Below are 21,282 nucleotides of genomic sequence, written 5' to 3'. Positions count from 1 at the left end.
CCCGTGCCGGAGGGGCGGGCGCTCCCCTCCCGTGAGGTCCAGCGGTACTCCAGAGGTTCCCCAACGCACCTCCAGCCCGTTCCACGAGGTTGAGTACCGGCACGCCAAGGTTCCCGCGGCGAGGAGGCAGCGCCCATGTCCGGCCCCTTACTCATCCCCAGCGACATGACCGACGAGGTGCGCAAGGCCGCCGGGCTGGCCGCCCGGCACGCCGCCGCCGCGGACCGCGCCCGGCGGCTGCCCGGCGAGGTGGTGGACGCGCTGGTCGCGGCGGGGTTCATGCGGCACTTCGTCCCGGTCCGCTGGGGCGGGCGGGCCGGCGGGTTCGCGGAGCTGCTGGACGGCGTGTCCGCGGTGGGCGAGGGCTGTACGTCGGCGGCCTGGACCGCCGCGGTCACCGCGGGGGCCGCCCGGATGGGCGTCTTCCTGCCGGAGGAGGGGCAGGGCGAGCTGTGGTCGGCCGGCGCCGACACCGTCGTCGTGGGAGCGCTCAACCCCACCGGACGTGCCACGCCGGTCGGCGGCGGCTGGCGGCTCACCGGACAGTGGCCGGTGGTCAGCGGCGTGGACTTCGCCGACTGGACGCTGGTCTGCGCGCAGACGCCGCCGTGGGAGGGGCGGGCGGCCCGGTTCTTCGCGGTGCCGCGCCACGACTACCGGGTCGCGGACACCTGGTTCAACGTCGGCATGCGGGCGACGGCCAGCAACACCCTGGTCGCGGATGAGGTGTTCGTGCCCGAGCACCGGTCGGTCGCCCGCGAGGACATCCTGCACGGGCGGGCCGTCGGCTCCCTCGCGCGCTGCCACACCGCGGCGCTGCGGACGGTCAGCGGGACCCTGTTCGCCGCCCCCGCGCTCGGCGCCGCGCGCGCGGCCGTACGGGCGTGGTCGGCGCGCATGTCCGGCCGGCAGGACGGCCCGGCGCAGGGTGTGCTGGCCCGGGCCGAGGGTGAGATCGAGGGCGCGGCCCTGCTGCTGCGCCGGGTGGCGACGGCGGCCGACGCCGGTTCCGGCGGGGCGGACGAGCCCACCCGGGCGCCGCGGGACTGCGCGCTGGCAGCCGGGCAACTGGTCGACGCGGTGGAGCGGTTGTTCCGCTCGGCCGGTTCCGGCGCGCAGTCCGAGGACGACCCGCTCCAGCGCCTCTGGCGCGATGTGCACTGCGTGGCCGGCCATGTCGCGCTGCGCTTCGACACCGCGGGCGGCGCACACGGCGACCGTCTGCTGGCCGGGGCCGCGGAGCTGCGCGAGCACGACGTCCACATCCGAGAGAAGGGATGAACGAGGTGCGAGGAGAAGCCGCTGCGCCGCAGCCGGGTCCGTTCGCCGATTCCGGTCTGTACGCGGAGATCACCCAGTTCTACGCCTGGCACATGGCGTTGATGGACGAGGGTGAGCCGGACGCCTGGGCCGACGCGTACACCGAGGACGCCGTCTTCGAGGAACCGGGCCGCACCGACGCGCTGCACGGCCGGGAGGCCATCCGGGCCTCGATCACGAAGCGCGCCACGGAACTCGCCGAGGCGGGCACGGTGATGCGGCACTGGACGAGCAACCTGGCCGTCACCCCGCAGCCGGACGGGTCGTTGCGCGCCCAGTACTACTCCCTGGCGATGCGGGCGCCCCGCGGGGAACGGCCGGACATCTTCGCCCATGTGGTCTGCCGGGACGTGCTGGTCCGGGAGGGCGACCGCTGGCTGATACGCCACCGGCACATCGGCATCGACGCGTTGGAACACTGAATCCGTGGCCCCGGCCGCTCTCAGGCGACAGGAGTGCACATGCGTATCGGAATCGTCTTCTTTCCCACGGTGGGTCCGGCCGACAGACCGGCCCACCAGTATTTCGACGAATGCCTCCGGCTCGTCGACCTGGCGGAAGAACTTGGCTACGACCACGTCAAGATAGTCGAGCACTACTTCTTCACCTACGGCGGTTACAGCCCCGACGCCACGACATTCCTCGCCGCCGCGGCGGGCCGTACCCGGCGCATCCGGCTCGGTACCAGTGCCACCATTCCGGCTTTTCAGCACCCGGTGAAGCTGGCCGGGAAACTCGCCATGCTGGACAACCTGTCACAGGGCCGACTCGACGCGGCCTTCGGACGGGCTTTCCTGCCCGACGAGTTCGAGGCCTTCGGTATTGCGATCGATGAAAGCCGAAGGCGCTTCACCGAGAATGTCGCGGCCATTCAGAAGCTGTGGTCGGAGGAGGATGTGGTGTGGGACGGGGAGTTCCACTCCTTCGGCCCGGTGACCCTGCTGCCGCGGCCGGTGCAGCAGCCGCATCCGCCGGTCTTCGTGACCACCGCGCAGAGCCTGGACTCCGTCGCCGACGCCGCCCGCCTCGGCCACCATCTGCAGACGGTGCCGAACGCCATGTCCCGGGAGGGCCTTGAGGAGCGGGTGCGGCTGTTCCGCGCCGAATGGGCGGGGGCGGGCGCGCCGCAGGTCCACCTCAGCTACCCGACCGTGGTCAGCGAGGACGCCGAGTGGGCGCGGAAGGCGGGCCGGACGGACGACGAGGCCAACACGGCGTCGTTCCGGACCGCGGTGGAGTCCTGGCGGAACGTGTCGAGCGCCGCGTACCCCGGCTACGGCAAGCTGGCCGAGAAGCTGGCGCGGGGCTCGGACTTCGAGGCCAAGGTGGCGGAGAACAAGCTGCTGGTGGGCACGCCGGACACGGTGCGGGGCCAGTTGGAGACCATCGCCGGGTGGTACGGCGACGACATCACCCTCAGCCTGGGCGTCCACTCCGGCCATCTGTCCTACGAGGACGCGGCGAACACGCTGCGCCTGCTGGCCGAGCAGGTGCTGCCGGGGCTGTTCCCGCTGCGGGCCGCCTGATCAGCGCTGTGCCGCCCCGGGACAGACGCCGTCCCGGGGCGGCACAGCGCTGTCACACGCCGAGCGCCGCGCGCTCGAGCAGGGGCTCCCACCAGGGCGCGTTGTCCCGGTACCAGGCGACGGTGGCGGCGAGCCCCTCCTCGAAGGGGATCGCGGGCCGGTAACCCAGCTCCTGCTGGATCTTGCCGATGGCGAGCGAGTACCGGCGGTCGTGCCCCTTGCGGTCCTCGACCGTGCGCACCCGGTCCCAGTCCGCGCCGCAGGCCCGCAGCAGCAGGCCGGTCAGCTCACGGTTGGTCAGCTCGGTGCCGCCGCCGATGTGGTAGACCTCCCCGGCGCGGCCGCCGCGCAGGGCCAGCTCGATGCCGGCGCAGTGGTCGTCGACGTGCAGCCAGTCGCGTACGTTGCCGCCGTCGCCGTAGAGCGGGACGTCCTGGCCGGCCAGCAGGCGGGTGACGAAGAGAGGGATGACTTTCTCCGGGAACTGGTGCGGGCCGTAGTTGTTGGAGCAGCGGGTCACCACGACGTCGAGTCCGTGGGTGCGGTGGTAGGAGAGGGCCAGCAGGTCCGAGCCGGCCTTGCTGGCGGCGTACGGCGACCGGGGGGCGAGCGGCTGGTCCTCGCGCCAGGAGCCGGTCGGGATGGAGCCGTAGACCTCGTCGGTGGAGACGTGCACGAAGCGGCCGAGTCCGTGCGCGCGTGCCGCGTCGAGCAGCACCGCCGTGCCGGTCACGTTCGTGGTGACGAAGGGCAGCGCGCCGTGGATCGAGCGGTCCACGTGGGACTCGGCGGCGAAGTGGACGACCGCGTCGTGGCCGGGCAGGACGGAGTTCACCAGGTCCACGTCCCGGATGTCTCCCCGGACGAAGGTGAGTCCGGGGTGCTCCTCGACGGCCCGGAGATTGGTGAGCGTGCCCGAGTAGGTGAGTGCGTCCAGTACGGTGACTTTCGGCTCCGGGATCTTCGGAAATCGTCCCGAGAGCAAATTCCGCACGAAATGGGAGCCGATGAACCCGGCGCCGCCGGTGACGAGTATCCTCATGTCCGCGAGACTGCTGGCACCGCCTCAATATGCGCTGGCGCACCGCTCGCAGGGTGCTGGAATTCGACTGTGACCGTGTGTACGGAGGAAGTTCCGTGTGCCTATGCTGCACAGCATGCGCGGCATACTTCTCGCCGGTGGCACCGGGTCACGTTTACGGCCCATCACCCAGGCGGTTTCCAAGCAGCTCATGCCCGTGTTCAACAAGCCGATGATCTATTATCCCCTGACCACCCTCATCAATGCGGGCGTCCGGGAAATCCTGATCATCACGACACCCCATGAGCAGGAGCAGTTCCAGCGTCTTCTGGGCGACGGATCCCAATGGGGGCTCCGACTGGAATACGCCGCTCAGGAGCGTCCCGAGGGAATCGCGCAGGCCTTTCTGATCGGGGCCGACTTCATCGGTGACGAGCCGGTGGCCCTGATCCTGGGCGACAACATCTTCCACGGCGTCGGGCTCGGTACGCAGTTGCGGTCCCGGCGGGACCTCACGGGGGGCTGGATCTTCGCCCACCAGGTGAAGGACCCCACCGCGTACGGCGTGATCGAGTTCGACGCCGACGGCCGGGTGACCTCCATCGAGGAGAAGCCGGCCCGGCCCAGGTCCCCGTACGCGGTGCCGGGTCTGTACTTCTACGACAACGACGTCGTGGACATCGCCCGCAAGCTGCGCCCGTCCGCCCGGGGCGAGTTGGAGATCTCCGACGTCAACGCGGAGTACATCAGGCGCGGTCGGCTGCGGGTCACCGTGCTGGAGCGGGGTACGGCCTGGCTGGACACGGGCACCTTCGCCTCCCTGGTGGAGGCGGGCGAGTTCGTCCGGGTCCTGGAGGCGCGGCAGCGGCTGATGATCGGCTGTGTGGAGGAGGCCGCCTGGCGTGCCGGGCTCATCGACGACGAGACGCTCGCCCGGCTCGCCGAGCCCCTGGTGCCGAGCGGCTACGGCACGTATCTGCTCGAACTCCTCGGGCCCGCCGCCCGGTTCGACACCGCCGGGGCCGCCGCCGCTCCGCCTGTCACAGCCGACCAGTAGGAGGCACCGTGCAGATCAGACCGCTGTCGATCGAGGGCCTGTGGGAGGTGACTCCCCGTCAGCACCTCGATTCCCGGGGCCGGTTCATGGAGTGGTACCGCTTCGACCGGCTCGCCGAGTCGGTGGGGCATCCGCTGGACCTGGCGCAGGCGAACCTCGCGGTCTCCGCGCGCGGGGTGGTGCGCGGCATCCACTTCGCCGATGTGCCGCCCGGCCAGGCCAAGTTCGTGACCTGCCCGGCCGGCGCGGTCCTCGACGTGATCGTGGACATGCGGGAGGGCTCGCCGACGTTCGGGGCCTGGGAGGCGGTGCGGCTGGACGGCGAGACCCGCAAGGCGGTGTACATCTCGGAGGGGCTGGGGCACGGCTACTGCGCGCTGACCGACTCGGCCACCGTCGCCTACCTCTGCTCCGCGGTCTACGCCCCCGAGCGGGAGCGGGCCGTGCACCCCATGGACGCCGACCTGGACATCGAGTGGCCGGACCTCGGCGAGCCGCGGCTGTCCGAGCGCGACGCGGGTGCGCCCACCCTCAAACAGCTCGGTGAGGAAGGGCTGTTGCCGGACTACGACGCCTGCCGGCGCTTCACCGCGGGCCTGGACGCCAGGGCCGCCGCCGGGAAGGGAGCACCCGCATGAGCGCGCCGTCGAAGCCGGCGCCCGGCGAGGTGCACGAGGTGGAGCACCGGGCCGAGGTCGCCGCACCGGCCGAGCTGGTGTACCGGCTGCTCGCCGACGTCACCCACTGGCCGCGCCTCTTCCCCAACATCGCGCACATGGAACGGTTCTCGGGCGACGCCACGAGCGAACGCGTCGGCGTCTGGCTGGTCTCGGGCGACCGGGTGTTCCCCTGGGTGGCCCTGCGGACCCTGCGCCCCGGGGAACTGCGCGTCGACTACCGGCAGGAGACGACGCAGGCGCCGGTGGCCGACATGGGCGGCTCCTGGATCGTGGAACCGCTGTCGGAACGCACCTGCCGGGTGCGGCTGCTGCACGACTGCCGGCCGGCCACGGACGAGCCCGCTACCCTGGAGTTCATCGCCGACACCCTGGACCGCAACAGCACCGCCGAACTCGCCGCGCTCAAGGAGGCCGCCGAGCGGGAGGCCGCCGACGAGCGGCTGGTGGTGCGGATCGAGGACACGGCGAGGGTCGGCGGATCGGCCGCGGACGTCTACGAGTTCCTCGCCGACGCGGCGGCCTGGCCCGGGCGCATCCCGCACATCGTGTCGGTGGACGCCCGCGACGGCGGCGACAACGTGCAGTTGCTGGACTGGGTCACGCACACCGAACGGGGCGTGGACCACCCCTCCAAGGTGGTGCGCGTGCTGTTCCCGCCGGACCGGATCGTGTACCGGCATCTGCTCCTGCCGCCACTGGCCGCCGTGCACACCGGCGACTACACCGTGACGCAGGACGGGGACGGGGTGGTGGTGTCCTCCCGGCACACGGTGGTCCTCTCGGAGTCGGGCGTCACCGACGTGGCGGAGGCCGTCGCCTTCACCCGCCGGGCGCTGAGCACCAGCAGCCGTGAAGTGCTGGCCCGCGCCAAGGAGTTCGCGGAGCGGCGACGGCACGGCGGGTGAGGACTCCGGTACGGTCAGCCGACGGTGAGCACCACCTTGCCGCGCACATGGCCGGTCTCGACCTCGCGGTGGGCCTCGGCGGCCGCCGTGAGGGGGTGTACGGCGGTGAGGGGGAGCACCAGGTCGCCGGCGGCGGCGAGCCCGGCCAGCTCGGCCAGCAGCTCCGCCGAACGGGCGCCCCGCAGCCGTACGATGCCGTGCTCGTCGGCCGCCTTCTGGTCCACGGTGGTGCCGATCCGGGTGCGGTCGGCGACGAGTTCCAGGGAGGCGTCCACGGCGGCGCTGCCGACCGCGTCGAGGACGACGTCCACGCCCTCCGGGGCCAGCGCCCGCACCCGCTCGGCCAACCCCTCGCCGTACACGACCGGTTCGGCTCCCAGCGAGCGCAGATACTCGTGGTTGCGCTCGCTCGCCGTGCCGATGACCCGTGCGCCGAGGCGCCGGGCGAGCTGCACCGCGACGGTGCCGACGCCCCCGGCCGCGGCGTGCACCAGCAGGGTGTCGCCGTCCCCGACCTTCAGCTCCCGCAGCGCGTTGCTCGCGGTCTGGCCTACGGCGGAGAGCGCGCCGGCCACCTCCCAGGACAGCCCGGCCGGCTTGGCGGTGACCGAGTCGGCCGGGACGGTGAGGACCTCGGCGTAGGCCGCCATCGCCGTGAACCCGAGCACCTCCTCGCCCACGGCCCGGCCGGTGACGCCCGCACCGACCTGGTCGATCACCCCGGCGAACTCGTTGCCCAGCCGTTGCGGGAAGGTCACCGCGACCGTGCCCGCGAAGTCTCCGCGCCGCAGCTTCACATCGACCGGGTTGACCCCGGCGGCGCGTACCCGGACGCGGACCTCGCCGGGTCCCGCGACCGCTTCGGCCGTCTCCAGCGGTCGGAGAACGTCGGGACCGCCGTATTCGGAAAACGCGATTGCCGTAGGCATGCGGTATTCCTCCCCTAATCGTTCGAGTGATTTTCCAGAGGTCCTTGAGAAGATTCCGAACGAATCCCTTACTGCTCAAACAGCCTACGATGCCGGTCAGTTGAGGCGCTCGGGGTGCGCCTTCGAAACGGGAGAAAGACATGGCCGAAAAAGCCGAGAAACTGGATGCGCGACTGGTCAAACTCGGCGCGATCATCGTCTGTGGCGCATTTCTTTCGGCGATGGACGCCACCATCGTCTCGGTGTCGCTGGACAGTGTCGGCCAGGAGTTCTCTGTCTCCCTCTCCTCGCTGCAGTGGGTCGCGGCCGGGTATCTGCTGGCGCTCGCCATGGTCGTACCGGTGACGGGCTGGGCCGCTGAGCGCTTCGGCGCCCGGCGCATGTGGCTGTTCGCGCTCTCGCTGTTCACCGGGGCCTCGGTGCTGTGCGGGGCCGCCTGGTCGGTGGAGAGCCTGATCGCCTTCCGGCTGTTGCAGGGCCTGGGCGGCGGGCTCATCCCGCCGCTCGCCCAGATCCTGCTGGTGCGGGCCGCCGGGCCGCGGCGGATCGGCCGGGTGATGACGATGGTGAGCGTGCCCACGCAGCTCGCGCCGATCGTCGGGCCCAGCGTGGGCGGCCTGCTCGTCCACGACCTGGGCTGGCGGTGGATCTACTACATCAATCTGCCCCTCGGCGCGGTCGCCCTGCTGTTCGCCTGGCTCGCGCTGGAGAAGGACACCCCCGCCCCCGGCACGTCGGGGCGGCTCGACGTGCTCGGTCTGCTGCTGCTCTCCCCCGGGCTGACCGTCCTGCTGTACGGGCTGTCCGTGGTCGAGGAGTCCCCGGACGGCTTCGGCTCCCCGAGGGTGCTCGCCTTCGTGGGCGGCGGGGCGCTGCTGCTGGCGGTGTTCGTCGGCCGTGCGCTGCGCCCGCGGCAGGTGCCCTCGGTCGTCGATCTGCGGCTGTTCCGCAACCGGGAGTTCGCCCTCGCGTCGGGGCTGCTGTTCCTGCTCGGCGCCACCCTGTTCGGCGCCATGTTCCTGCTGCCCCTCTACTACCAGCAGGTGCTGGGGCACGACGCGCTGCGGGCCGGGCTCATGCTGGCGCCGCAGGGGGCCGGCACGGTGATCGCGCTCGCCCTCGCGGGCGCGCTGGTGGACCGTCTCGGCCCGCGCTACATCGTGCTGGCGGGCATCGCGCTGACCGTCGTCGGCACCCTCGCCTTCACCGGGTCCGGCACCGGCACCGACGACGCGCTGCTGACCGGGTCGCTGGTGCTGCGCGGCCTCGGTCTGGGGGCCGTGGCCACGCCGTTGACGGCCACCGCCTACCGCTCGCTCGCCAAGGACGCCGTGCCGCGGGCCGCCTCCGGGCTCGTCATCGTCCAGCGCATCGGCGGCTCCCTGGGCACGGCCGCCCTCGCCGTCCTGCTCCAGGCGCAGCTCGGCCGGGACGGCGGCGCCGAGGAGGCCTCGCCCGCGGTGCTCGCCGACGCGTTCGCCGCCACGTTCTGGTGGACCGCCGGGCTCAGCGCCGTCGCCCTCGTCCCGGCCCTGTTCCTGCCCGGCCGCCCCCGCGAGAGCGAGGACTCCGGAGCCCCGGAGACGGACGACGGTTCAAGCCCCGCGTCAGCGGATTTCGAGCGGCGGCCGTAAGGCTGCGCCGCACAAGGCCCGTCCGCCTCACTCCGAAGCCTCCTCAGAAACCGCACTCCGAAACCGCACTCCAAAACCTCACTCCGAAAGAGGAGCCGCCATGTCCCCCGCCACGTCCACCGTCGCTCACCGCACCCGCCGCCGCGCCCTGCGCGCGCTGGCCGTCACCGTGCTGGCCGTCCCGTCGCTGGTGGCGGTCGGCGGTGCCGCGGAGGCCGACACCGCGCGGGCGGCCAAGTACTGCTCGCCGGTGGGCACCTGGACCGCCCAGGTGACCACCTCGATCCCCAGCGCCGGCACGACGAGCTTCACCTTCCGCGCCGACGGGACGATGGGCAACGACACCGACACCTGGTACCGCACGGGCCGGACCACGTTCTCGTACGACATCTGGCACCCGCACAGGGACGCGAGCGGCAACGTCGACGGCTCGGTCGAGGGGCACCAGGACGCCGTCATGAGCGACGCCAACCACTGGACCTCGCACGGGGTGTCCCAGGTCATCGACCTCCAGGGCAACGTGGTGAGCAGCTTCACGGTCGACGTCGTCGCCACCCGGACCTCCTGAGCCCGTGACCGCGTGACCTCGTAACGCATCGACGAACGGAGTTCCGACCATGCGTGTGCTGTTCGCCTCCCCACCCGCCCTGGGGCATCTCTTCCCGGTCATCCCGCTGGCCTGGGCGCTGCGTTCCGCGGGCCACGAGGTGCTCGTCGCCTCCTCCGAGACGGCGGTGGACGCGGCCGTGAAGGCGGGGCTGCCCGTCGTCGACGTCTCCCCCGGCACCGACTTCGACGCGGTCTTCGGCGGCGGCCCGAAACTCACGCCGGAGCAGTTGGCGGAGCAGATGAAGGTGCGCGGCCAGGCGATCGTCCGGGCGGGCGGCGCCACCACCCCGGCCATGCTGGAGCGGTTCGGGACCGTGAGCGACCTCATGGCGGACGGCACGCTGCGGGTCGCCGAGGAGTGGCGGCCCGACCTGGTCGTCCACGGCCGGCTCCAGGGCGCGGGGCTGCTCGCCGCGCGGCGGCTCGGGGTGCCCGCGGTGGAACACGGCTTCGGGATGCTGCGCGAGGGCGGCTTCGCGCGGGGCTTCCTGCCGTACCTGGCGCCGTCCTTCGAACGCCACGGCGTACCCGTGGAACTGCCCGCCCACGCCGTCCTGCACGTGGCCCCGCCGAGCCTGATGCGGGGCGAGGGGCAGGGCTGGAACATGCGGTACGTCCCCTACAACGCCGGGGGCGAACTGCCCGAGTGGCTCACCACTGCCCGCACACGGGCCAGGGTCGCCGTCTCCCTGGGCACGATCGTGCCGCGGATGCTGGGCGTGGGCGGCCTGGAGAAGCTGCTGGGCGCCGCAGCCGAGACCGACGCCGACTTCGTCGTCACGGGACTGACCGAGCAGGATCTGCCCCAAGTCCCGCCGAACGTGAGGGTGGTGCGCTGGCTGCCGCTGAACGCGCTGCTGGAGCGGTGCGACGCCACCGTGCACCACGGCGGCTCCGGCTCCACCCTGACCGCGCTCACCTTCGGCCTGCCCCAACTGCTGCTGCCGCACGGCGCCGACAACTTCGTCAACGCCGACGTCGTCGACCGGGCGGGCCTGGGAATGTCGGTGGACCCCCACGAGGTCACCACCGGCGCGCTGGAACGGGTCCTGACGGACGACACACTGCGGGCAGCCGCCCGGCAGGTGGCCGAGGAAATCCGAACCCAGCCGTCACCGGCCGAACTGGTCGGCAAGCTGGAGGAGTTCACGCGTTCCTGACGACACGCGGGAGGGGCCGGCGGGGTGTATGCCCCGCCGGCCCCTCCCCCATGTTCAGAGGTTGTGGATCCCGCCGTCCACCAGCAGCACCACACCGGTGGAGTACGCCGCCTCGGCCAGGCCCAGCACCGCCTGGGCAACGTCCTCGGGCGTGCCGATCCGGCGCAGCGGGGCGCCCGCCGTGACGGCCTCGCGCGGGCCCGTGAAGTCCGCGGTCCAGGGCGTGTCGATGAGGCCGGGCGCCACAGCGTTGACCCGGACGTCCGGTCCGGCGACGTTGGCGAGCAGCCGCGTCATGTGGTTGATCGCCGCCTTGCTGACGGCGTACGGGATGGAGCTGCCCGTCGGCTTGACGCCGGCGATGGAGGAGATGTTGACGATGGCTCCGCCGCCGTCGGCCGTGAGGTGGGGCAGGGCCGCCACACTCATCTGCCAGGTGCCCACCACGTTGACGTCGAGGATCTCGCGCCAGACCGCGGGCGAGGCCGCCGCGAGGTCGGCGTGCGGGATGAGCCGGGTGGCGCCGGCGTTGTTGACCAGCAGGTCGAGCCGGCCGAGCCGGTCGACCACGGTGTCGACGATCCGGGCCGCCTGCTCCTCCACCGCGATGTCGCCCTGTACGTAGACGGCACCGTCCAGCGAGTCCGCGAGTTCCTTGCCCTCCTTGGGCGAGTTGCGGGAGTTGACCGCCACGCGATAGCCCGCGGCGGCCAGGGTCCTGGCGGTCGCCGCGCCTATCCCGGAGGTCGAACCGGTCACCAGGGCGACCCGCTGCGTTGACATGGGTGTGCCTCCTTCAGGGGTACGAACTTCGGGGCCACGCATCAGTCCGTGCCGTCGTGGATGACCCGCCGGTACCGGACGAGCCAGGTGCCCTCGTGACGGACGAGGGTGTCCTCGGCGTAGGTGCTCGCGGTGATCCGCGGCCGGCCGCCGCGCTCGGTGGCCATGGAGAAGGCGTAGTAGCGGGTGCGTACGACGCCCTGCTCGTCCTGCGGGTCCACTTCGAGCATGCCCAGCCAGTGGCGGCGGGTGATGCCCTCGGCGACGAGCTGGTCCACCCGTTTGCGGGAGGCCACGGCGATGTCGACACGGCCCGTGAGCGGTTCGGCGACGTTCTGGTCGAAGACGCCGTCCTCGGTGAACGTGTCCGCCCACTCCTCGACGGCGCCCTGGTCGAGCAGCCGCATCTGCCGGGCGTAGAACTGCTGGACGTCCTGGAACAGACTGCCCGTCGTGGGGGCCGTCATGAGGTCCGTCATGGGGTCCGTCATGGGGTCCGTCATGGGGTCCGTCATGGGGTCCGTCATGGGGTCCGTCATGGGGTCCTTTCTCCTCTTCTCGGCCGCGCGGACCGCTCCGCGTCCCGGGCCGAGACTGGCAGCGGGCTCTCAAGGTGAACTCGATTCATCGCACAGCGGGTGCGGCGACCCTTCCCACGACAACCCACCTCGGGAGGGAGACCACGTATGAGGCTCGACGGAAGGGTCGCGGTCGTCACCGGCGGCACCAAGGGGCTCGGCCGGCAGCTCGTGGAGGCGTTCGCGCGCGAGGGCTGCAAGGTCGTCGCGGCGGGCCGGGACAAGAGCGCGGGCGCGGACCTCGCGGAGCGCGGCGGCGACGTGATCGTGCACGAGACGGACGTACGGGACCCCGAGTCGGTGGACGAACTGATGCGCGCCGCCGCCGAGTTCTACGGCCGTCTCGACATCGTGGTGGCCAACGCCGGGGTCAGCCGTCCCGGGCCGGCCGCGCAGCTCGACCCCGCGGACTTCGCGGACACGATGGCCACGAACCTCGGCGGGGTCTTCCACTGCACCCGTTCCGCGGTGCCGTACCTGGAGCGCAGCGAGTACGGCGGACGGATCATCAACCTGTCCTCCGCGCTGGCCACCCGGGTGGCCCCGGGGGCGTCCGCGTACGCGGCGACCAAGGCGGCGGTGGAGATGTTCACGAAGGTGACGGCGGTGGAACTCGCGCCGCGGAACATCACCGTCAACGCGCTGTGCCCGGGCCTGATCGACGAGGGCATGACCCGTTCGATCCGGGACAACGAACGCGTCTGGGCGGTGTACGAGCCGAAGCTGGCGATGGGCCGCCTCGGCTCGGCGGACGAGGTCACCGCCGCCGCGCTGTTCCTCGCGGGGCCGGACAGCTCGTACGTGAACGGGCATGTGCTGGAGGTGAACGGGGGGCTCAACTGGTAGCGGTGGCAGGGCGCCCGGTCCGTGCTCCGGCCGGCGCTGACGCGCCGGCCGGAGCGCGGATCACGCGCTCGCCGTCCCGGCGGCCGCGAACGCCTTGTTGATCAGGGCCAGGTACTGCCGGGGGGTCTGGGCGTCGGCCACGGCGTCCTCGTCGAGCATGACGCCGTACTCGCGCTCGATGCGGCTGGCGGTCTGCAGGACGGCCAGCGAGTCGTAGTTGATCTCGGGGAACGGCCGGTCGAGTACGTCTCCGTCGAGGTTGACGGTGTCGTCGGTTCCGGCGCTCTCGCGCAGCAGCTCTATCAGGTCGGCGAGAGTGAATTCCGTCGGCATGGCTTCTCCATCTCTTGGGGGTCCGGGTCGTCGGCCCGGGTTCGGGGGAGCGGGCACGGTGCGGCGGGCTCAGCCCGGGACGCGCACCACCATCGCCGCGTTGAAGCCGCCCCGGCCGCGGGCCAGCACCAGCGCGGTGCGCAGCGCGGCCGGGCGCTGCTCGGTCACCAGGTCGATGGGGAGACCGGGAGCGGGGCCGCCGACGTTGACGGTCGGCGGGATCACCTGGTCGCGCAGCGCGAGCAGGGCCGCGGCCAGGTCGAGTGAGGCGGCGCCCGCGGAGAGCCGGCCGGTCATCGTCTTGGGCGCGGTGACCGGGACGGCGTTCGGGCCGAAGAGCGTGGCGACGGCCCGTGCCTCCGCGAGGTCCGCGGCGATGTCACCGGCGGCGTCCGCGAAGACGACGTCCACGTCGGCGGGGGTCAACCCGGCGTCCCACAGGGCGAGTTCGGCGGCGTCCCGCAACCGCGAGCGGTCGCCCGCGATCTGGGCCGCCCCGCCGGATGCCAGGGCCGCCCCGCCGGATGCCAGGTCGCCCGCGCCCCGAGCCATCCCGCCGGGCGCCGGTTCCCTTCCGCCCCGGACCGCCCCGCCGGGTGCCGGGTCGAACGTAGCCGCGTACCCCGCGATCGTCCCGTACGTCTCGGCTCCCCTCTCCCGGGCGGCCGTCGCGTCCTCCACGATCAGCAGGGCGCCGCCCTCGCCGGCGACGTGCCCGCGGGCGTCGGCGGTGAAGGGGAGGTAGGCGCGGTCCGGGTCGTCGACCGTGCTCAGGCGGCCGTCGGCGAGCTGGGCGGCCCAGCCCCAGGGGCACAGCGCGGACTCGACCCCGCCGGTGACCACCAGGCGGATCCCCTTGCGCAGTTGCCGCCGGGCCTGGGCGACCGCGTCGAGTCCGCCCGCCTGTTCGGTGACGAGGACGCCGCTGGGGCCGCGCAGTCCGTGCCGGATGGAGATCTGGCCGGTGTTGACGGCGTAGAACCAGGCGAACGACTGGTACGCGCTGACGTACTGCCGGCCCTGGCTCCACAGCGCTTGCAGCTCCCGCTGCCCGAACTCGAAGCCGCCCGCCGAGCTGGCGGTGACCACGCCGGCGGCGTAGTCGGGCAGCGCGGCGGGGTCGACGCGGGCGTCGGCCAGGGCCTCGTCGGCGACGGCGAGCGCCAGCCGCGTCACGTGGTCCGTCTGCGGCATGAGGCGGCCGGGGATGTGGTCGGCCGGGTCGAAGTCCTGGACCTCCCCGGCGAGGCGGGCCGGGTACTGGCCCGCGTCGAAGCGGCTGATCGGCCGGATGCCGCTCTCCCCGCGCAGGGTCGCCCGCCACCACTCCTCCCGCCCGAAGCCGTTGGGCGCGGCCACGCCGATGCCGGTGACGACCGGGGGCACGCTGGCCGGGGGCTGCGGGGCGGGCCGATGCCCGGGCGCCGGTTTCGTCGCCGTCATCGGGTGTCTCCCTTCTCGGGGCGGACGAGGACCATCGCGCTCTGGAAGCCGCCGAAGCCGCTGCCCACGCTGAGGACGGTGTCGGTGCGCTGTTCCCGGGCGGTCAGCGGGGTGTAGTCCAGGTCGCAGGCCGGGTCGGGGTGGTGCAGGTTGGCGGTGGGCGGGATGACGCCGTGCTCGATGGCGAGGGCGCTGGCCGCGACCTCCAGGGAGCCGATCGCGCCGAGCGAGTGACCGATCATCGACTTGATGGAGCTGACCGGTACCTCGTGGGCGTGGCTGCCCAGGCTGCGCTTGAAGGCGGCGGTCTCGTGCCGGTCGTTCTGCTTGGTGCCCGAGCCGTGGGCGTTGACGTAGTCGATGTCGGTGCGGTCCAGCCGCGCCTCGTCGAGGGCGACCCGGATCGCCTCGGCCATCTCCCGGCCGTCCGGGGTGAGTCCGGTCATGTGGTAGGCGTTGCAGCGGGTGGCGAACCCGGCGATCTCGGCGTAGATGTGCGCGCCGCGCCGCCGGGCCCCCTCCAGGTCCTCCAGGACCAGGACGGCGGACCCCTCGCCGAGGACGAAGCCGTTGCGGGAGGCGTCGAAGGGCCTGGAGGCGGTCTCCGGTTCGTCGTTGCGCGGCGAGGTGGCCTTGATGGCGTCGAAGCAGGCCATCGTGATCGGGGAGATGGGCGCCTCGGTGGCGCCCGCGATCATGACGTCGGCGCTGCCCTCCCGGATCAGTTCGACGGCGTGGCCGAGGGAGTCGAGGCCGGAGGTGCAGCCCGTGGACACCATGGACACCGGCCCCTGGGCGTCGACGCGCCAGGCGACCTCCGCGGCCATGGAGCTGGGCACGAAGTAGTCGAAGAGATGCGGTACGGCGAGGGTGTGGTCCACCTGCCAGGTGCTGCCGCCCCGGCTGACGACGTTGTACTCGGTGTCCAGGCCCATCGTGCAGCCGACCGCGCTGCCGAGGGTGACCCCCGTGCGCAGCGGGTCGAGGTCCGTTCCCAGGCCGCTGTCGGTCAGCGCCTCCCGGGCGCTGACGACGGCGAACTGGGCGGCCCGGTCCAGGCGTTCGGCCTCCTCGGGGGTGAAGCCGCACTCCAGCGGGTCGAAGTCGGCCTCGGCGGCGATGCGGGACCTGAACTGTGTGGCGTCGAAGAAGGTGATGGACCGGGTGGCGGTCCGGCCGGAGGTGATCAGGGACCAGAACTCCTTCGTTCCCACCCCTCCTGGAGCGACCACACCGATCCCGGTGATGGCGACACGACGGTTCATCGGCTGCCCTTCATGAGTGGTTGCGCACATAAGGGAGGCGTTGCACGACCCGGCACAGCCGGCCCAGCAGTTCGGGCAGGGCGCCGCCCCGTACGAAGTGGTGGTCTCCGGCGATGGTGCGGTGCGCGTATCTGCCGCCGGCCCAAGCCCGCCAGCCGGCCATCACCTCGGACCCGGCGACCGGGTCGTCGGTGCCCGCGATCGTCAGCAGCGGTGCGCGCAGGGGCGCGTCGGCGGCCCTGCGCAGCTCGCGGGCGAGCCGCAGGTCGTCACGGATGACGTCCAGGGCCGTGCGCTGCCAGATGCCGCCGCGCGGGGTGCCCGGCTCCACCGCGCCGAACGCCTCCAGCACGTCGAACAGCCGGTCGTCGGGCAGGTCGCAGGCGTCCGCGAGTGCGGAGCGGGCGTCGGGCGGCGGGCAGGCGCCCACCACGACGAGCGCCGGTGCGGGACGCCCGGCCCGCTCCAGGGCGCGGGCCACGGAGTACGCGATCAGGCCGCCCAGGCTGTGCCCGTACAGGATGTACGGGCCCTCGGGCGGCGGTCCGTGCCGGCGCAGCAGGTCGGCGAAGAGCCCGCGGGCTCCGGTGACGCGGGGTTCGCGCCGTCGGCCGTCGCGGCCGGGGAGCAGGACGGGCACCGGCCGCACCGAGTCGCCGAGCACCGCGGACCAGCCGCCGAAGGCGGAGACACCGGCGCCCGCGTGCGGGAAGCAGAACAGCTCCAGGCACGGTCCGGCGGCCCCGGGGGGTGCCGCCGTGCGGGTCGTGGTTCCGGAAGTACGGGTCATCGCCGCCTCTTGGGTCGTCGCGGGTCGCGGTCAGTCTGGGAAGACGCCCTCGACCACAGATGGAGCGGCAGTGGTGCGGTGCCACAGCGAAGGGCGGGGCGCCGGGGGGCCGCCGGGCCCTGAGAGTCCTTCAAGCGTCGTTCCAGACCGTGCTGTGAGCATCGCCGCGTCGTCCGGGCCTTCCGGAGCCACCCGTCAGGAGGATGTATGTCGGAGCAGGAGTCACGGACCGCCGTGGTCACCGGCGCGACCAGCGGGATCGGTCTCGCCGTCACCCGTCTGCTGGCACGGACCGGATACCGGGTCTTCATCTGTGCCCGGACCGAGGACAGCGTGCTGCGCACGGTCAAGGAGCTGCGCGACGAGGGCCTCGACGTCGACGGCGCGCCGTGCGACGTGCGGTCCGCCGAGGACATCGGGCGCTTCGTGGGCGCCGCCGTGGAGCGCTACGGCACGGTCGACGTCCTGGTCAACAACGCCGGCCGCAGCGGTGGCGGGGTCACCGCCGACATCGCCGACGAGTTGTGGCTGGACGTCATCAACACCAATCTCAACAGCGTGTTCATGATGACCCGTGAGGTGCTCAACACCGGCGGGATGCGGCACAAGGACTGGGGCCGCATCGTGAACATCGCCTCGACCGCGGGGAAGCAGGGCGTGGTGCTCGGCGCCCCCTACTCGGCCTCCAAGCACGGGGTGGTCGGCTTCACCAAGGCCCTCGGCAACGAGCTGGCGCCCACCGGGATCACCGTCAACGCGGTCTGCCCGGGCTATGTGGAGACGCCCATGGCGCAGCGGGTGCGCTCGGGGTACGCGGCCGCGTACGACACCACCGAGGAGCAGATCCTGCAGAAGTTCCAGGCGAAGATCCCGCTGGGCCGGTACTCCACCCCCGAGGAGGTCGCCGGCCTCGTCGGCTACCTGGTCAGCGACACCGCCGCCGCCATCACCGCGCAGGCGCTCAACGTCTGCGGCGGGCTCGGCAACTTCTGACGCCCCTTCTCCTTCCGAACACCCGCGTTCCGACTCCCCGCGTTCCGACTCCCCGCGTCTTGCGACGCCGTCGAAAGAGGTGGCACCGATCATGACCGTACGCGAGGTCGAGCACGAGATCACCGTCGAGGCTCCGGCTGCGGAGGTGTACCGGCTGATCGCCGAGGTGGAGAACTGGCCGCTGATCTTCCCGCCGTCCGTCCACGTCGAACGGGTGGAGCACGCGGGCGACGAGGAGCGGATCCAGATCTGGGCGACCGCCAACGGCACGGCGAAGAACTGGACGTCGCGCCGCGTCCTGGACCCCGGGGCGCTGCGGATCACCTTCCGCCAGGAGGTGTCGGCGCCGCCGGTGGCCGCGATGGGCGGCACCTGGATCGCCGAGGCCGTGGCGCCGGACCGGACCAGGCTGCGGCTGCTGCACGACTACCGGGCCGTGGACGACGACCCGGCCGGACTTGAGTGGATCGACCAGGCCGTGGACCGCAACAGCCGGCTGGAGCTCGCCGCGCTGAAGGCCAGCGTGGAGCTGGCCACCGGCACGCCGGACCTCATGCTGTCCTTCGAGGACAGCGTCGAGATCAACGGCTCCGCCAAGGACGTGTACGACTTCATCAACGAGGCGAACCTGTGGCAGGAGCGGCTGCCGCACGTGGCCGCGGTGGACCTGCGCGAGGAGATCCCGGGGCTCCAGGTACTGCGGATGGACACGCTGACCAAGGACGGCTCGTCCCACACCACGGAGTCGGTCCGGGTGTGCTTCCCGCACCAGCGCATCGTCTACAAGCAGACCACGCTGCCCGCGCTGATGGCCCTGCACACCGGGTGCTGGAGTCTGGTCGAGGACGACCGGGGCGTGACCACCGCCACCTCCCAGCACACGGTGATCGTCAACACCGGGAACATCCACGCGATCCTGGGCCCGGACGCGGGCGTCCCCGAGGCCCGTACGTTCCTGCGCAACGCACTGGGCACCAACAGCCGGGCCACCCTCGGCCACGCCAAGGACTACGCGGAAGCCAGGGCACGGCAGTGACCGGGGGCACGCCGCTGGAGGACACCGCCGCGTTCCTGCGGTGGTTCGAGGAGCGGCGGGCGGCGAACCACTACCGGGTGACGCCGGTGCCGCTCGACGGTCTGGACGGCTGGCGGTTCGACCCGGTGACCGGGAACCTCGGGCACCGCAGCGGCGGCTTCTTCACCGTGGAGGGGATCGAGGCGTCGCTGGGCGAGGACGTCGGCACCTGGACGCAGCCGATCATCATCCAGGACGAGATCGGCATCCTGGGGATCCTGGTCCAGCGGTTCGGCGGCGTCCCGTACTGCCTGATGCAGGCGAAGATGGAGCCGGGCAACGTGAACACGCTGCAGTTGTCGCCGACGGTCCAGGCGACGCGCAGCAACTACACGCGCGTGCACCGCGGGAACGCGGTCCCCTACCTGGAGTTCTTCGTGGACCCCCGGCGGGGCCGGCGGGTCTTCGACGCGCTCCAGTCCGAGCAGGGCTCGTGGTTCCTCGCCAAACGCAACCGGAACATGATCGTCGAGGTGCCCGAGGGTGCCGAGGTGCCCGCGCACGACAACTTCCGCTGGGTGAGCCTGCCGCTGCTGAAGGACCTCCTGCGGATCGACAACGTCGTCAACATGGACTCCCGGACCGTCCTGTCCGGCCTGCCCTTCCTGTACGGGGAGCAGCCCGAGGCCCCGGCGCCGCACACGACGGCGGAGATCCTCAGCTGGTTCACCGAGGCGCGCAGCAGCCACGTACTGGAGCGCCGGCGCATCCCGCTGAACCAGGTCAAGGGCTGGAGCCGGGGCCCGGAGCGCATCGAGCACGAGCGGGGCGCCTTCTTCACCGTGCTCGGGGTCGACGTGGAGGCCAGCAGCCGGGAGGTGGCCCGCTGGTCGCAGCCGCTGCTCGCCCCCGTGGACCGGGGGGTGGTCGCGTTCCTCGGCCGGCGCTCCGGCCCGGACGCGGACTGGCAGGTGCTGGTGCACGCCCAGAGCGAGGCGGGCACCTCCGACGTGGTGGAGATGTCGCCGACGGTGAACTGCGTCCCCGGCAACTACGCGCATCTGCCCGCCGGGCTGCGCCCGCCGTTCCTCGACCACGTGCTGTCGGCGCCCGCCTCCCGCATCCGCTTCGACACCGTGCTCTCCGAGGAGGGCGGCCGTTTCCACGCCGCGGAGAACCGCTACCTCCTCGTCGAGGTCCCGGACGACTTCCCCGACCGGCTGCCGGCGGACTTCATCTGGATGACCCGCCGCCAGCTGACCGGGTTCGTCCGCTACGGCAACCATGTCAACGTCGTCGCACGCTCGCTGCTCGCGTGCCTGATGGACCAGGGAAATCCATGACGCGCGAGGCAACCGCTCCCGTGGGCCTGGGGCTCCTCGGCTGCGCCGACATCGCGGTCCGCAAGGTGCTGCCCGCCCTGGCCGCTGCCCCCGGCGGGCTGCGGCTGGCCGCGGTCGCCAGCCGTACGCCCGAGAAGGCCAAGGAGGTGGCCGCCCGCTTCGGCGCCCGCGCGGTCGCCGGATACCCGGAGCTGCTGGCGGATCCCGAGGTCGAGTCGGTGTACATCCCGCTGCCGCCCGCGCTGCGCGCCCCGTGGGTGCGGGCGGCGCTCGACGCGGGCAAGCACGTGCTCGCGGAGAAGCCGCTGACCGCCGACCCCGCCGAGACGGCCGCCCTCGCGGCGCTCGCCGAGTCGGCGGGGCTGGTGCTGTGGGAGAACTACATGTTCGTCCACCACGCCCAGCACCACTACGTACGCGCCCTGGTGGCCGACGGCGCGATCGGTGAACTGCGCACGATCCAGGCGCAGTTCACCATTCCGCCGCGCCCCGCGGACGATCACCGGCTGCGTCCCGACCTCGGCGGCGGGGCCCTGCTGGACGGTGCGGGCTACCCGGTGCGGGCCGCGCAGTTCTTCCTCGGCGATGAACTCACCGTCCTCGGCGCGAGCCTGAAGCCGCACCCGGCCCACGGCGTCGACATCGCGGGCGACGCCCTGCTGCGGCACGCCGACGGGGTCACCGCCCACGTCGGCTTCGGCATGGAGCACTTCTACGTCTCCCGCTACCAACTCCTGGGCAGCACCGGCCGGATCACCGTCGAGCACGCGTTCACCACGCCCCCGTACCACCGGCCGGTGATCCGGATCGACCGGCAGGACCATCAGGAGCTGCGCACCCTGCCGGCGGACGACCACTGCGCCAACACGCTCACCCGGTTCGCCGACGCCGTCCGCGCGGGCGGCACCGCCGACACGGCGACGAGCGTCGCGCAGGCCCGGATCGTCGCGGCGATCAGGGAGGCGGCGCACGCCGGGTGACGGCCCGTCACCACCGCCCCGGACTGGGGGTGCGCAAACGCCTGACCACGGCGTGGGGACGCACTATTCTCC

Annotated in this window: 22 protein-coding genes; 14 read left to right on the top strand and 8 right to left on the bottom strand. The window is 72.4% G+C overall.

The genetic code is table 11. The features are described 5' to 3' along the window. Nucleotides 1-135 precede the first annotated feature (135 nt). From ICC28_RS06620 to ICC28_RS06610, 3 genes are read left to right on the top strand one after another with little or no spacing between them, the layout of a single operon-like run. Nucleotides 136-1,281 (top strand): hydrolase, encoded by a 1,146-nt coding sequence (locus tag ICC28_RS06620; RefSeq protein ID WP_188287463.1) that lies wholly within the window; start codon nucleotides 136-138, stop codon nucleotides 1,279-1,281. Beyond that, the gene (locus ICC28_RS06615; RefSeq protein ID WP_188287462.1) at nucleotides 1,278-1,742 is read left to right on the top strand and encodes a nuclear transport factor 2 family protein; all 465 of its coding nucleotides are present in this window, start codon (nucleotides 1,278-1,280) and stop codon (nucleotides 1,740-1,742) included. Before ICC28_RS06620 ends, ICC28_RS06615 begins: the two co-directional genes overlap by 4 nt. A gap of 39 nt (nucleotides 1,743-1,781) precedes the next feature. Beyond that, on the top strand, nucleotides 1,782-2,846 hold the full coding sequence (locus ICC28_RS06610; protein ID WP_188287461.1) for an LLM class flavin-dependent oxidoreductase: 1,065 nt from the start codon (nucleotides 1,782-1,784) through the stop codon (nucleotides 2,844-2,846). Between the two features lie 52 nt (nucleotides 2,847-2,898). Here ICC28_RS06610 and rfbB read toward each other — a convergent pair whose 3' ends face one another. Further along, a complete protein-coding gene (gene rfbB, locus ICC28_RS06605) occupies nucleotides 2,899-3,888 on the bottom strand; it encodes a dTDP-glucose 4,6-dehydratase (protein ID WP_188287460.1) in 990 nt (329 codons plus the stop codon). Nucleotides 3,889-4,003: 115 nt separating this feature from the next. Between rfbB and rfbA the strand changes: the two genes are divergently transcribed. Genes rfbA through ICC28_RS06590 form a run of 3 tightly spaced genes read left to right on the top strand, consistent with a single transcriptional unit; the run spans nucleotide 4,004 to nucleotide 6,509 of the window. Next, nucleotides 4,004-4,924: a glucose-1-phosphate thymidylyltransferase RfbA gene (gene rfbA, locus ICC28_RS06600; RefSeq protein ID WP_188287459.1), complete on the top strand. Its 921-nt coding sequence runs from the start codon at nucleotides 4,004-4,006 to the stop codon at nucleotides 4,922-4,924. A gap of 14 nt (nucleotides 4,925-4,938) precedes the next feature. Beyond that, a complete protein-coding gene (locus tag ICC28_RS06595) occupies nucleotides 4,939-5,562 on the top strand; it encodes a dTDP-4-dehydrorhamnose 3,5-epimerase family protein (protein ID WP_282700472.1) in 624 nt (207 codons plus the stop codon). Then, nucleotides 5,559-6,509: an aromatase/cyclase gene (locus ICC28_RS06590; RefSeq protein ID WP_188287457.1), complete on the top strand. Its 951-nt coding sequence runs from the start codon at nucleotides 5,559-5,561 to the stop codon at nucleotides 6,507-6,509. The genes ICC28_RS06595 and ICC28_RS06590 overlap by 4 nt, the downstream gene beginning before the upstream one ends. Before the next feature lie 14 nt (nucleotides 6,510-6,523). On the opposite strand, the gene ICC28_RS06585 is transcribed toward ICC28_RS06590, so the two are convergent. After that, a complete protein-coding gene (locus ICC28_RS06585) occupies nucleotides 6,524-7,438 on the bottom strand; it encodes an NADP-dependent oxidoreductase (protein ID WP_188287456.1) in 915 nt (304 codons plus the stop codon). A gap of 140 nt (nucleotides 7,439-7,578) precedes the next feature. Here ICC28_RS06585 and ICC28_RS06580 point away from each other — a divergent pair, with 140 nt between their 5' ends. The 3 genes from ICC28_RS06580 to ICC28_RS06570 all read left to right on the top strand — a co-directional run bounded on the left by ICC28_RS06580 (nucleotide 7,579) and on the right by ICC28_RS06570 (nucleotide 10,841). Beyond that, nucleotides 7,579-9,072 carry an MDR family MFS transporter gene (locus ICC28_RS06580; RefSeq protein WP_188287455.1) on the top strand — a complete coding sequence of 498 codons (1,494 nt, stop codon included), beginning with the start codon at nucleotides 7,579-7,581 and terminating at the stop codon, nucleotides 9,070-9,072. Nucleotides 9,073-9,172: 100 nt separating this feature from the next. Further along, on the top strand, nucleotides 9,173-9,640 hold the full coding sequence (locus ICC28_RS06575; protein ID WP_188287454.1) for a hypothetical protein: 468 nt from the start codon (nucleotides 9,173-9,175) through the stop codon (nucleotides 9,638-9,640). 49 nt (nucleotides 9,641-9,689) lie between these two features. Beyond that, the gene (locus ICC28_RS06570) at nucleotides 9,690-10,841 is read left to right on the top strand and encodes a nucleotide disphospho-sugar-binding domain-containing protein (RefSeq protein WP_188287453.1); all 1,152 of its coding nucleotides are present in this window, start codon (nucleotides 9,690-9,692) and stop codon (nucleotides 10,839-10,841) included. A 54-nt stretch (nucleotides 10,842-10,895) separates the two neighbouring features. Here ICC28_RS06570 and ICC28_RS06565 read toward each other — a convergent pair whose 3' ends face one another. Together ICC28_RS06565 and ICC28_RS06560 are read right to left on the bottom strand one after the other, a co-directional pair. Next, nucleotides 10,896-11,624, bottom strand: a complete 729-nt coding sequence (locus ICC28_RS06565; RefSeq protein ID WP_188287452.1) for an SDR family NAD(P)-dependent oxidoreductase — start codon at nucleotides 11,622-11,624, stop codon at nucleotides 10,896-10,898. Nucleotides 11,625-11,665: 41 nt separating this feature from the next. Then, nucleotides 11,666-12,163, bottom strand: a complete 498-nt coding sequence (locus ICC28_RS06560; protein WP_223188449.1) for a nuclear transport factor 2 family protein — start codon at nucleotides 12,161-12,163, stop codon at nucleotides 11,666-11,668. A 147-nt stretch (nucleotides 12,164-12,310) separates the two neighbouring features. Between ICC28_RS06560 and ICC28_RS06555 the strand changes: the two genes are divergently transcribed. Then, nucleotides 12,311-13,048 (top strand): SDR family NAD(P)-dependent oxidoreductase, encoded by a 738-nt coding sequence (locus tag ICC28_RS06555; protein WP_188287451.1) that lies wholly within the window; start codon nucleotides 12,311-12,313, stop codon nucleotides 13,046-13,048. A 60-nt stretch (nucleotides 13,049-13,108) separates the two neighbouring features. On the opposite strand, the gene ICC28_RS06550 is transcribed toward ICC28_RS06555, so the two are convergent. The 4 genes from ICC28_RS06550 to ICC28_RS06535 all read right to left on the bottom strand — a co-directional run bounded on the left by ICC28_RS06550 (nucleotide 13,109) and on the right by ICC28_RS06535 (nucleotide 16,879). Then, complete coding sequence (locus tag ICC28_RS06550) at nucleotides 13,109-13,381, bottom strand: acyl carrier protein (protein ID WP_188287450.1); 273 nt, start codon at nucleotides 13,379-13,381, stop codon at nucleotides 13,109-13,111. A 69-nt stretch (nucleotides 13,382-13,450) separates the two neighbouring features. After that, on the bottom strand, nucleotides 13,451-14,824 hold the full coding sequence (locus tag ICC28_RS06545; protein WP_188287449.1) for a ketosynthase chain-length factor: 1,374 nt from the start codon (nucleotides 14,822-14,824) through the stop codon (nucleotides 13,451-13,453). Beyond that, nucleotides 14,821-16,089: a beta-ketoacyl-[acyl-carrier-protein] synthase family protein gene (locus ICC28_RS06540; protein ID WP_188287448.1), complete on the bottom strand. Its 1,269-nt coding sequence runs from the start codon at nucleotides 16,087-16,089 to the stop codon at nucleotides 14,821-14,823. The genes ICC28_RS06545 and ICC28_RS06540 overlap by 4 nt, the downstream gene beginning before the upstream one ends. Before the next feature lie 10 nt (nucleotides 16,090-16,099). Next, the gene (locus tag ICC28_RS06535) at nucleotides 16,100-16,879 is read right to left on the bottom strand and encodes a thioesterase II family protein (protein WP_188287447.1); all 780 of its coding nucleotides are present in this window, start codon (nucleotides 16,877-16,879) and stop codon (nucleotides 16,100-16,102) included. A 207-nt stretch (nucleotides 16,880-17,086) separates the two neighbouring features. On the opposite strand from ICC28_RS06535, the gene fabG reads away from it, so the two are divergent. From fabG to ICC28_RS06515, 4 genes are all read left to right on the top strand, one after another. Then, nucleotides 17,087-17,872, top strand: a complete 786-nt coding sequence (gene fabG, locus ICC28_RS06530) for a 3-oxoacyl-ACP reductase FabG (RefSeq protein ID WP_188287446.1) — start codon at nucleotides 17,087-17,089, stop codon at nucleotides 17,870-17,872. 91 nt (nucleotides 17,873-17,963) lie between these two features. Beyond that, nucleotides 17,964-18,908 carry an aromatase/cyclase gene (locus ICC28_RS06525; protein ID WP_188287445.1) on the top strand — a complete coding sequence of 315 codons (945 nt, stop codon included), beginning with the start codon at nucleotides 17,964-17,966 and terminating at the stop codon, nucleotides 18,906-18,908. After that, nucleotides 18,905-20,230: an NDP-hexose 2,3-dehydratase family protein gene (locus ICC28_RS06520; RefSeq protein WP_317453967.1), complete on the top strand. Its 1,326-nt coding sequence runs from the start codon at nucleotides 18,905-18,907 to the stop codon at nucleotides 20,228-20,230. The genes ICC28_RS06525 and ICC28_RS06520 overlap by 4 nt, the downstream gene beginning before the upstream one ends. Beyond that, nucleotides 20,227-21,210, top strand: a complete 984-nt coding sequence (locus ICC28_RS06515) for a Gfo/Idh/MocA family protein (protein WP_188287444.1) — start codon at nucleotides 20,227-20,229, stop codon at nucleotides 21,208-21,210. The genes ICC28_RS06520 and ICC28_RS06515 overlap by 4 nt, the downstream gene beginning before the upstream one ends. Nucleotides 21,211-21,282 lie beyond the last annotated feature (72 nt).

Origin of the sequence: Streptomyces sp. TRM68416 (assembly GCF_014596915.1) — a bacterium.
Lineage (GTDB): Bacteria > Actinomycetota > Actinomycetes > Streptomycetales > Streptomycetaceae > Streptomyces.
The sequence above is the reverse complement of the archived record's forward strand: the minus strand, read 5'-3'. Positions and strand labels throughout refer to the sequence as shown.

Coding starts and splice junctions, on each gene's coding strand:
- ICC28_RS06620 (WP_188287463.1), top strand. CDS start 136: ATGTCCGGCCCCTTACTCATCCCCAGCGACATGACCGACGAGGTGCGC.
- ICC28_RS06615 (WP_188287462.1), top strand. CDS start 1,278: ATGAACGAGGTGCGAGGAGAAGCCGCTGCGCCGCAGCCGGGTCCGTTC.
- ICC28_RS06610 (WP_188287461.1), top strand. CDS start 1,782: ATGCGTATCGGAATCGTCTTCTTTCCCACGGTGGGTCCGGCCGACAGA.
- rfbB (WP_188287460.1), bottom strand. CDS start 3,888: ATGAGGATACTCGTCACCGGCGGCGCCGGGTTCATCGGCTCCCATTTC.
- rfbA (WP_188287459.1), top strand. CDS start 4,004: ATGCGCGGCATACTTCTCGCCGGTGGCACCGGGTCACGTTTACGGCCC.
- ICC28_RS06590 (WP_188287457.1), top strand. CDS start 5,559: ATGAGCGCGCCGTCGAAGCCGGCGCCCGGCGAGGTGCACGAGGTGGAG.
- ICC28_RS06585 (WP_188287456.1), bottom strand. CDS start 7,438: ATGCCTACGGCAATCGCGTTTTCCGAATACGGCGGTCCCGACGTTCTC.
- ICC28_RS06580 (WP_188287455.1), top strand. CDS start 7,579: ATGGCCGAAAAAGCCGAGAAACTGGATGCGCGACTGGTCAAACTCGGC.
- ICC28_RS06575 (WP_188287454.1), top strand. CDS start 9,173: ATGTCCCCCGCCACGTCCACCGTCGCTCACCGCACCCGCCGCCGCGCC.
- ICC28_RS06570 (WP_188287453.1), top strand. CDS start 9,690: ATGCGTGTGCTGTTCGCCTCCCCACCCGCCCTGGGGCATCTCTTCCCG.
- ICC28_RS06565 (WP_188287452.1), bottom strand. CDS start 11,624: ATGTCAACGCAGCGGGTCGCCCTGGTGACCGGTTCGACCTCCGGGATA.
- ICC28_RS06560 (WP_223188449.1), bottom strand. CDS start 12,163: ATGACGGACCCCATGACGGACCCCATGACGGACCCCATGACGGACCCC.
- ICC28_RS06555 (WP_188287451.1), top strand. CDS start 12,311: ATGAGGCTCGACGGAAGGGTCGCGGTCGTCACCGGCGGCACCAAGGGG.
- ICC28_RS06550 (WP_188287450.1), bottom strand. CDS start 13,381: ATGCCGACGGAATTCACTCTCGCCGACCTGATAGAGCTGCTGCGCGAG.
- ICC28_RS06545 (WP_188287449.1), bottom strand. CDS start 14,824: ATGACGGCGACGAAACCGGCGCCCGGGCATCGGCCCGCCCCGCAGCCC.
- ICC28_RS06540 (WP_188287448.1), bottom strand. CDS start 16,089: ATGAACCGTCGTGTCGCCATCACCGGGATCGGTGTGGTCGCTCCAGGA.
- ICC28_RS06535 (WP_188287447.1), bottom strand. CDS start 16,879: ATGACCCGTACTTCCGGAACCACGACCCGCACGGCGGCACCCCCCGGG.
- fabG (WP_188287446.1), top strand. CDS start 17,087: ATGTCGGAGCAGGAGTCACGGACCGCCGTGGTCACCGGCGCGACCAGC.
- ICC28_RS06525 (WP_188287445.1), top strand. CDS start 17,964: ATGACCGTACGCGAGGTCGAGCACGAGATCACCGTCGAGGCTCCGGCT.
- ICC28_RS06515 (WP_188287444.1), top strand. CDS start 20,227: ATGACGCGCGAGGCAACCGCTCCCGTGGGCCTGGGGCTCCTCGGCTGC.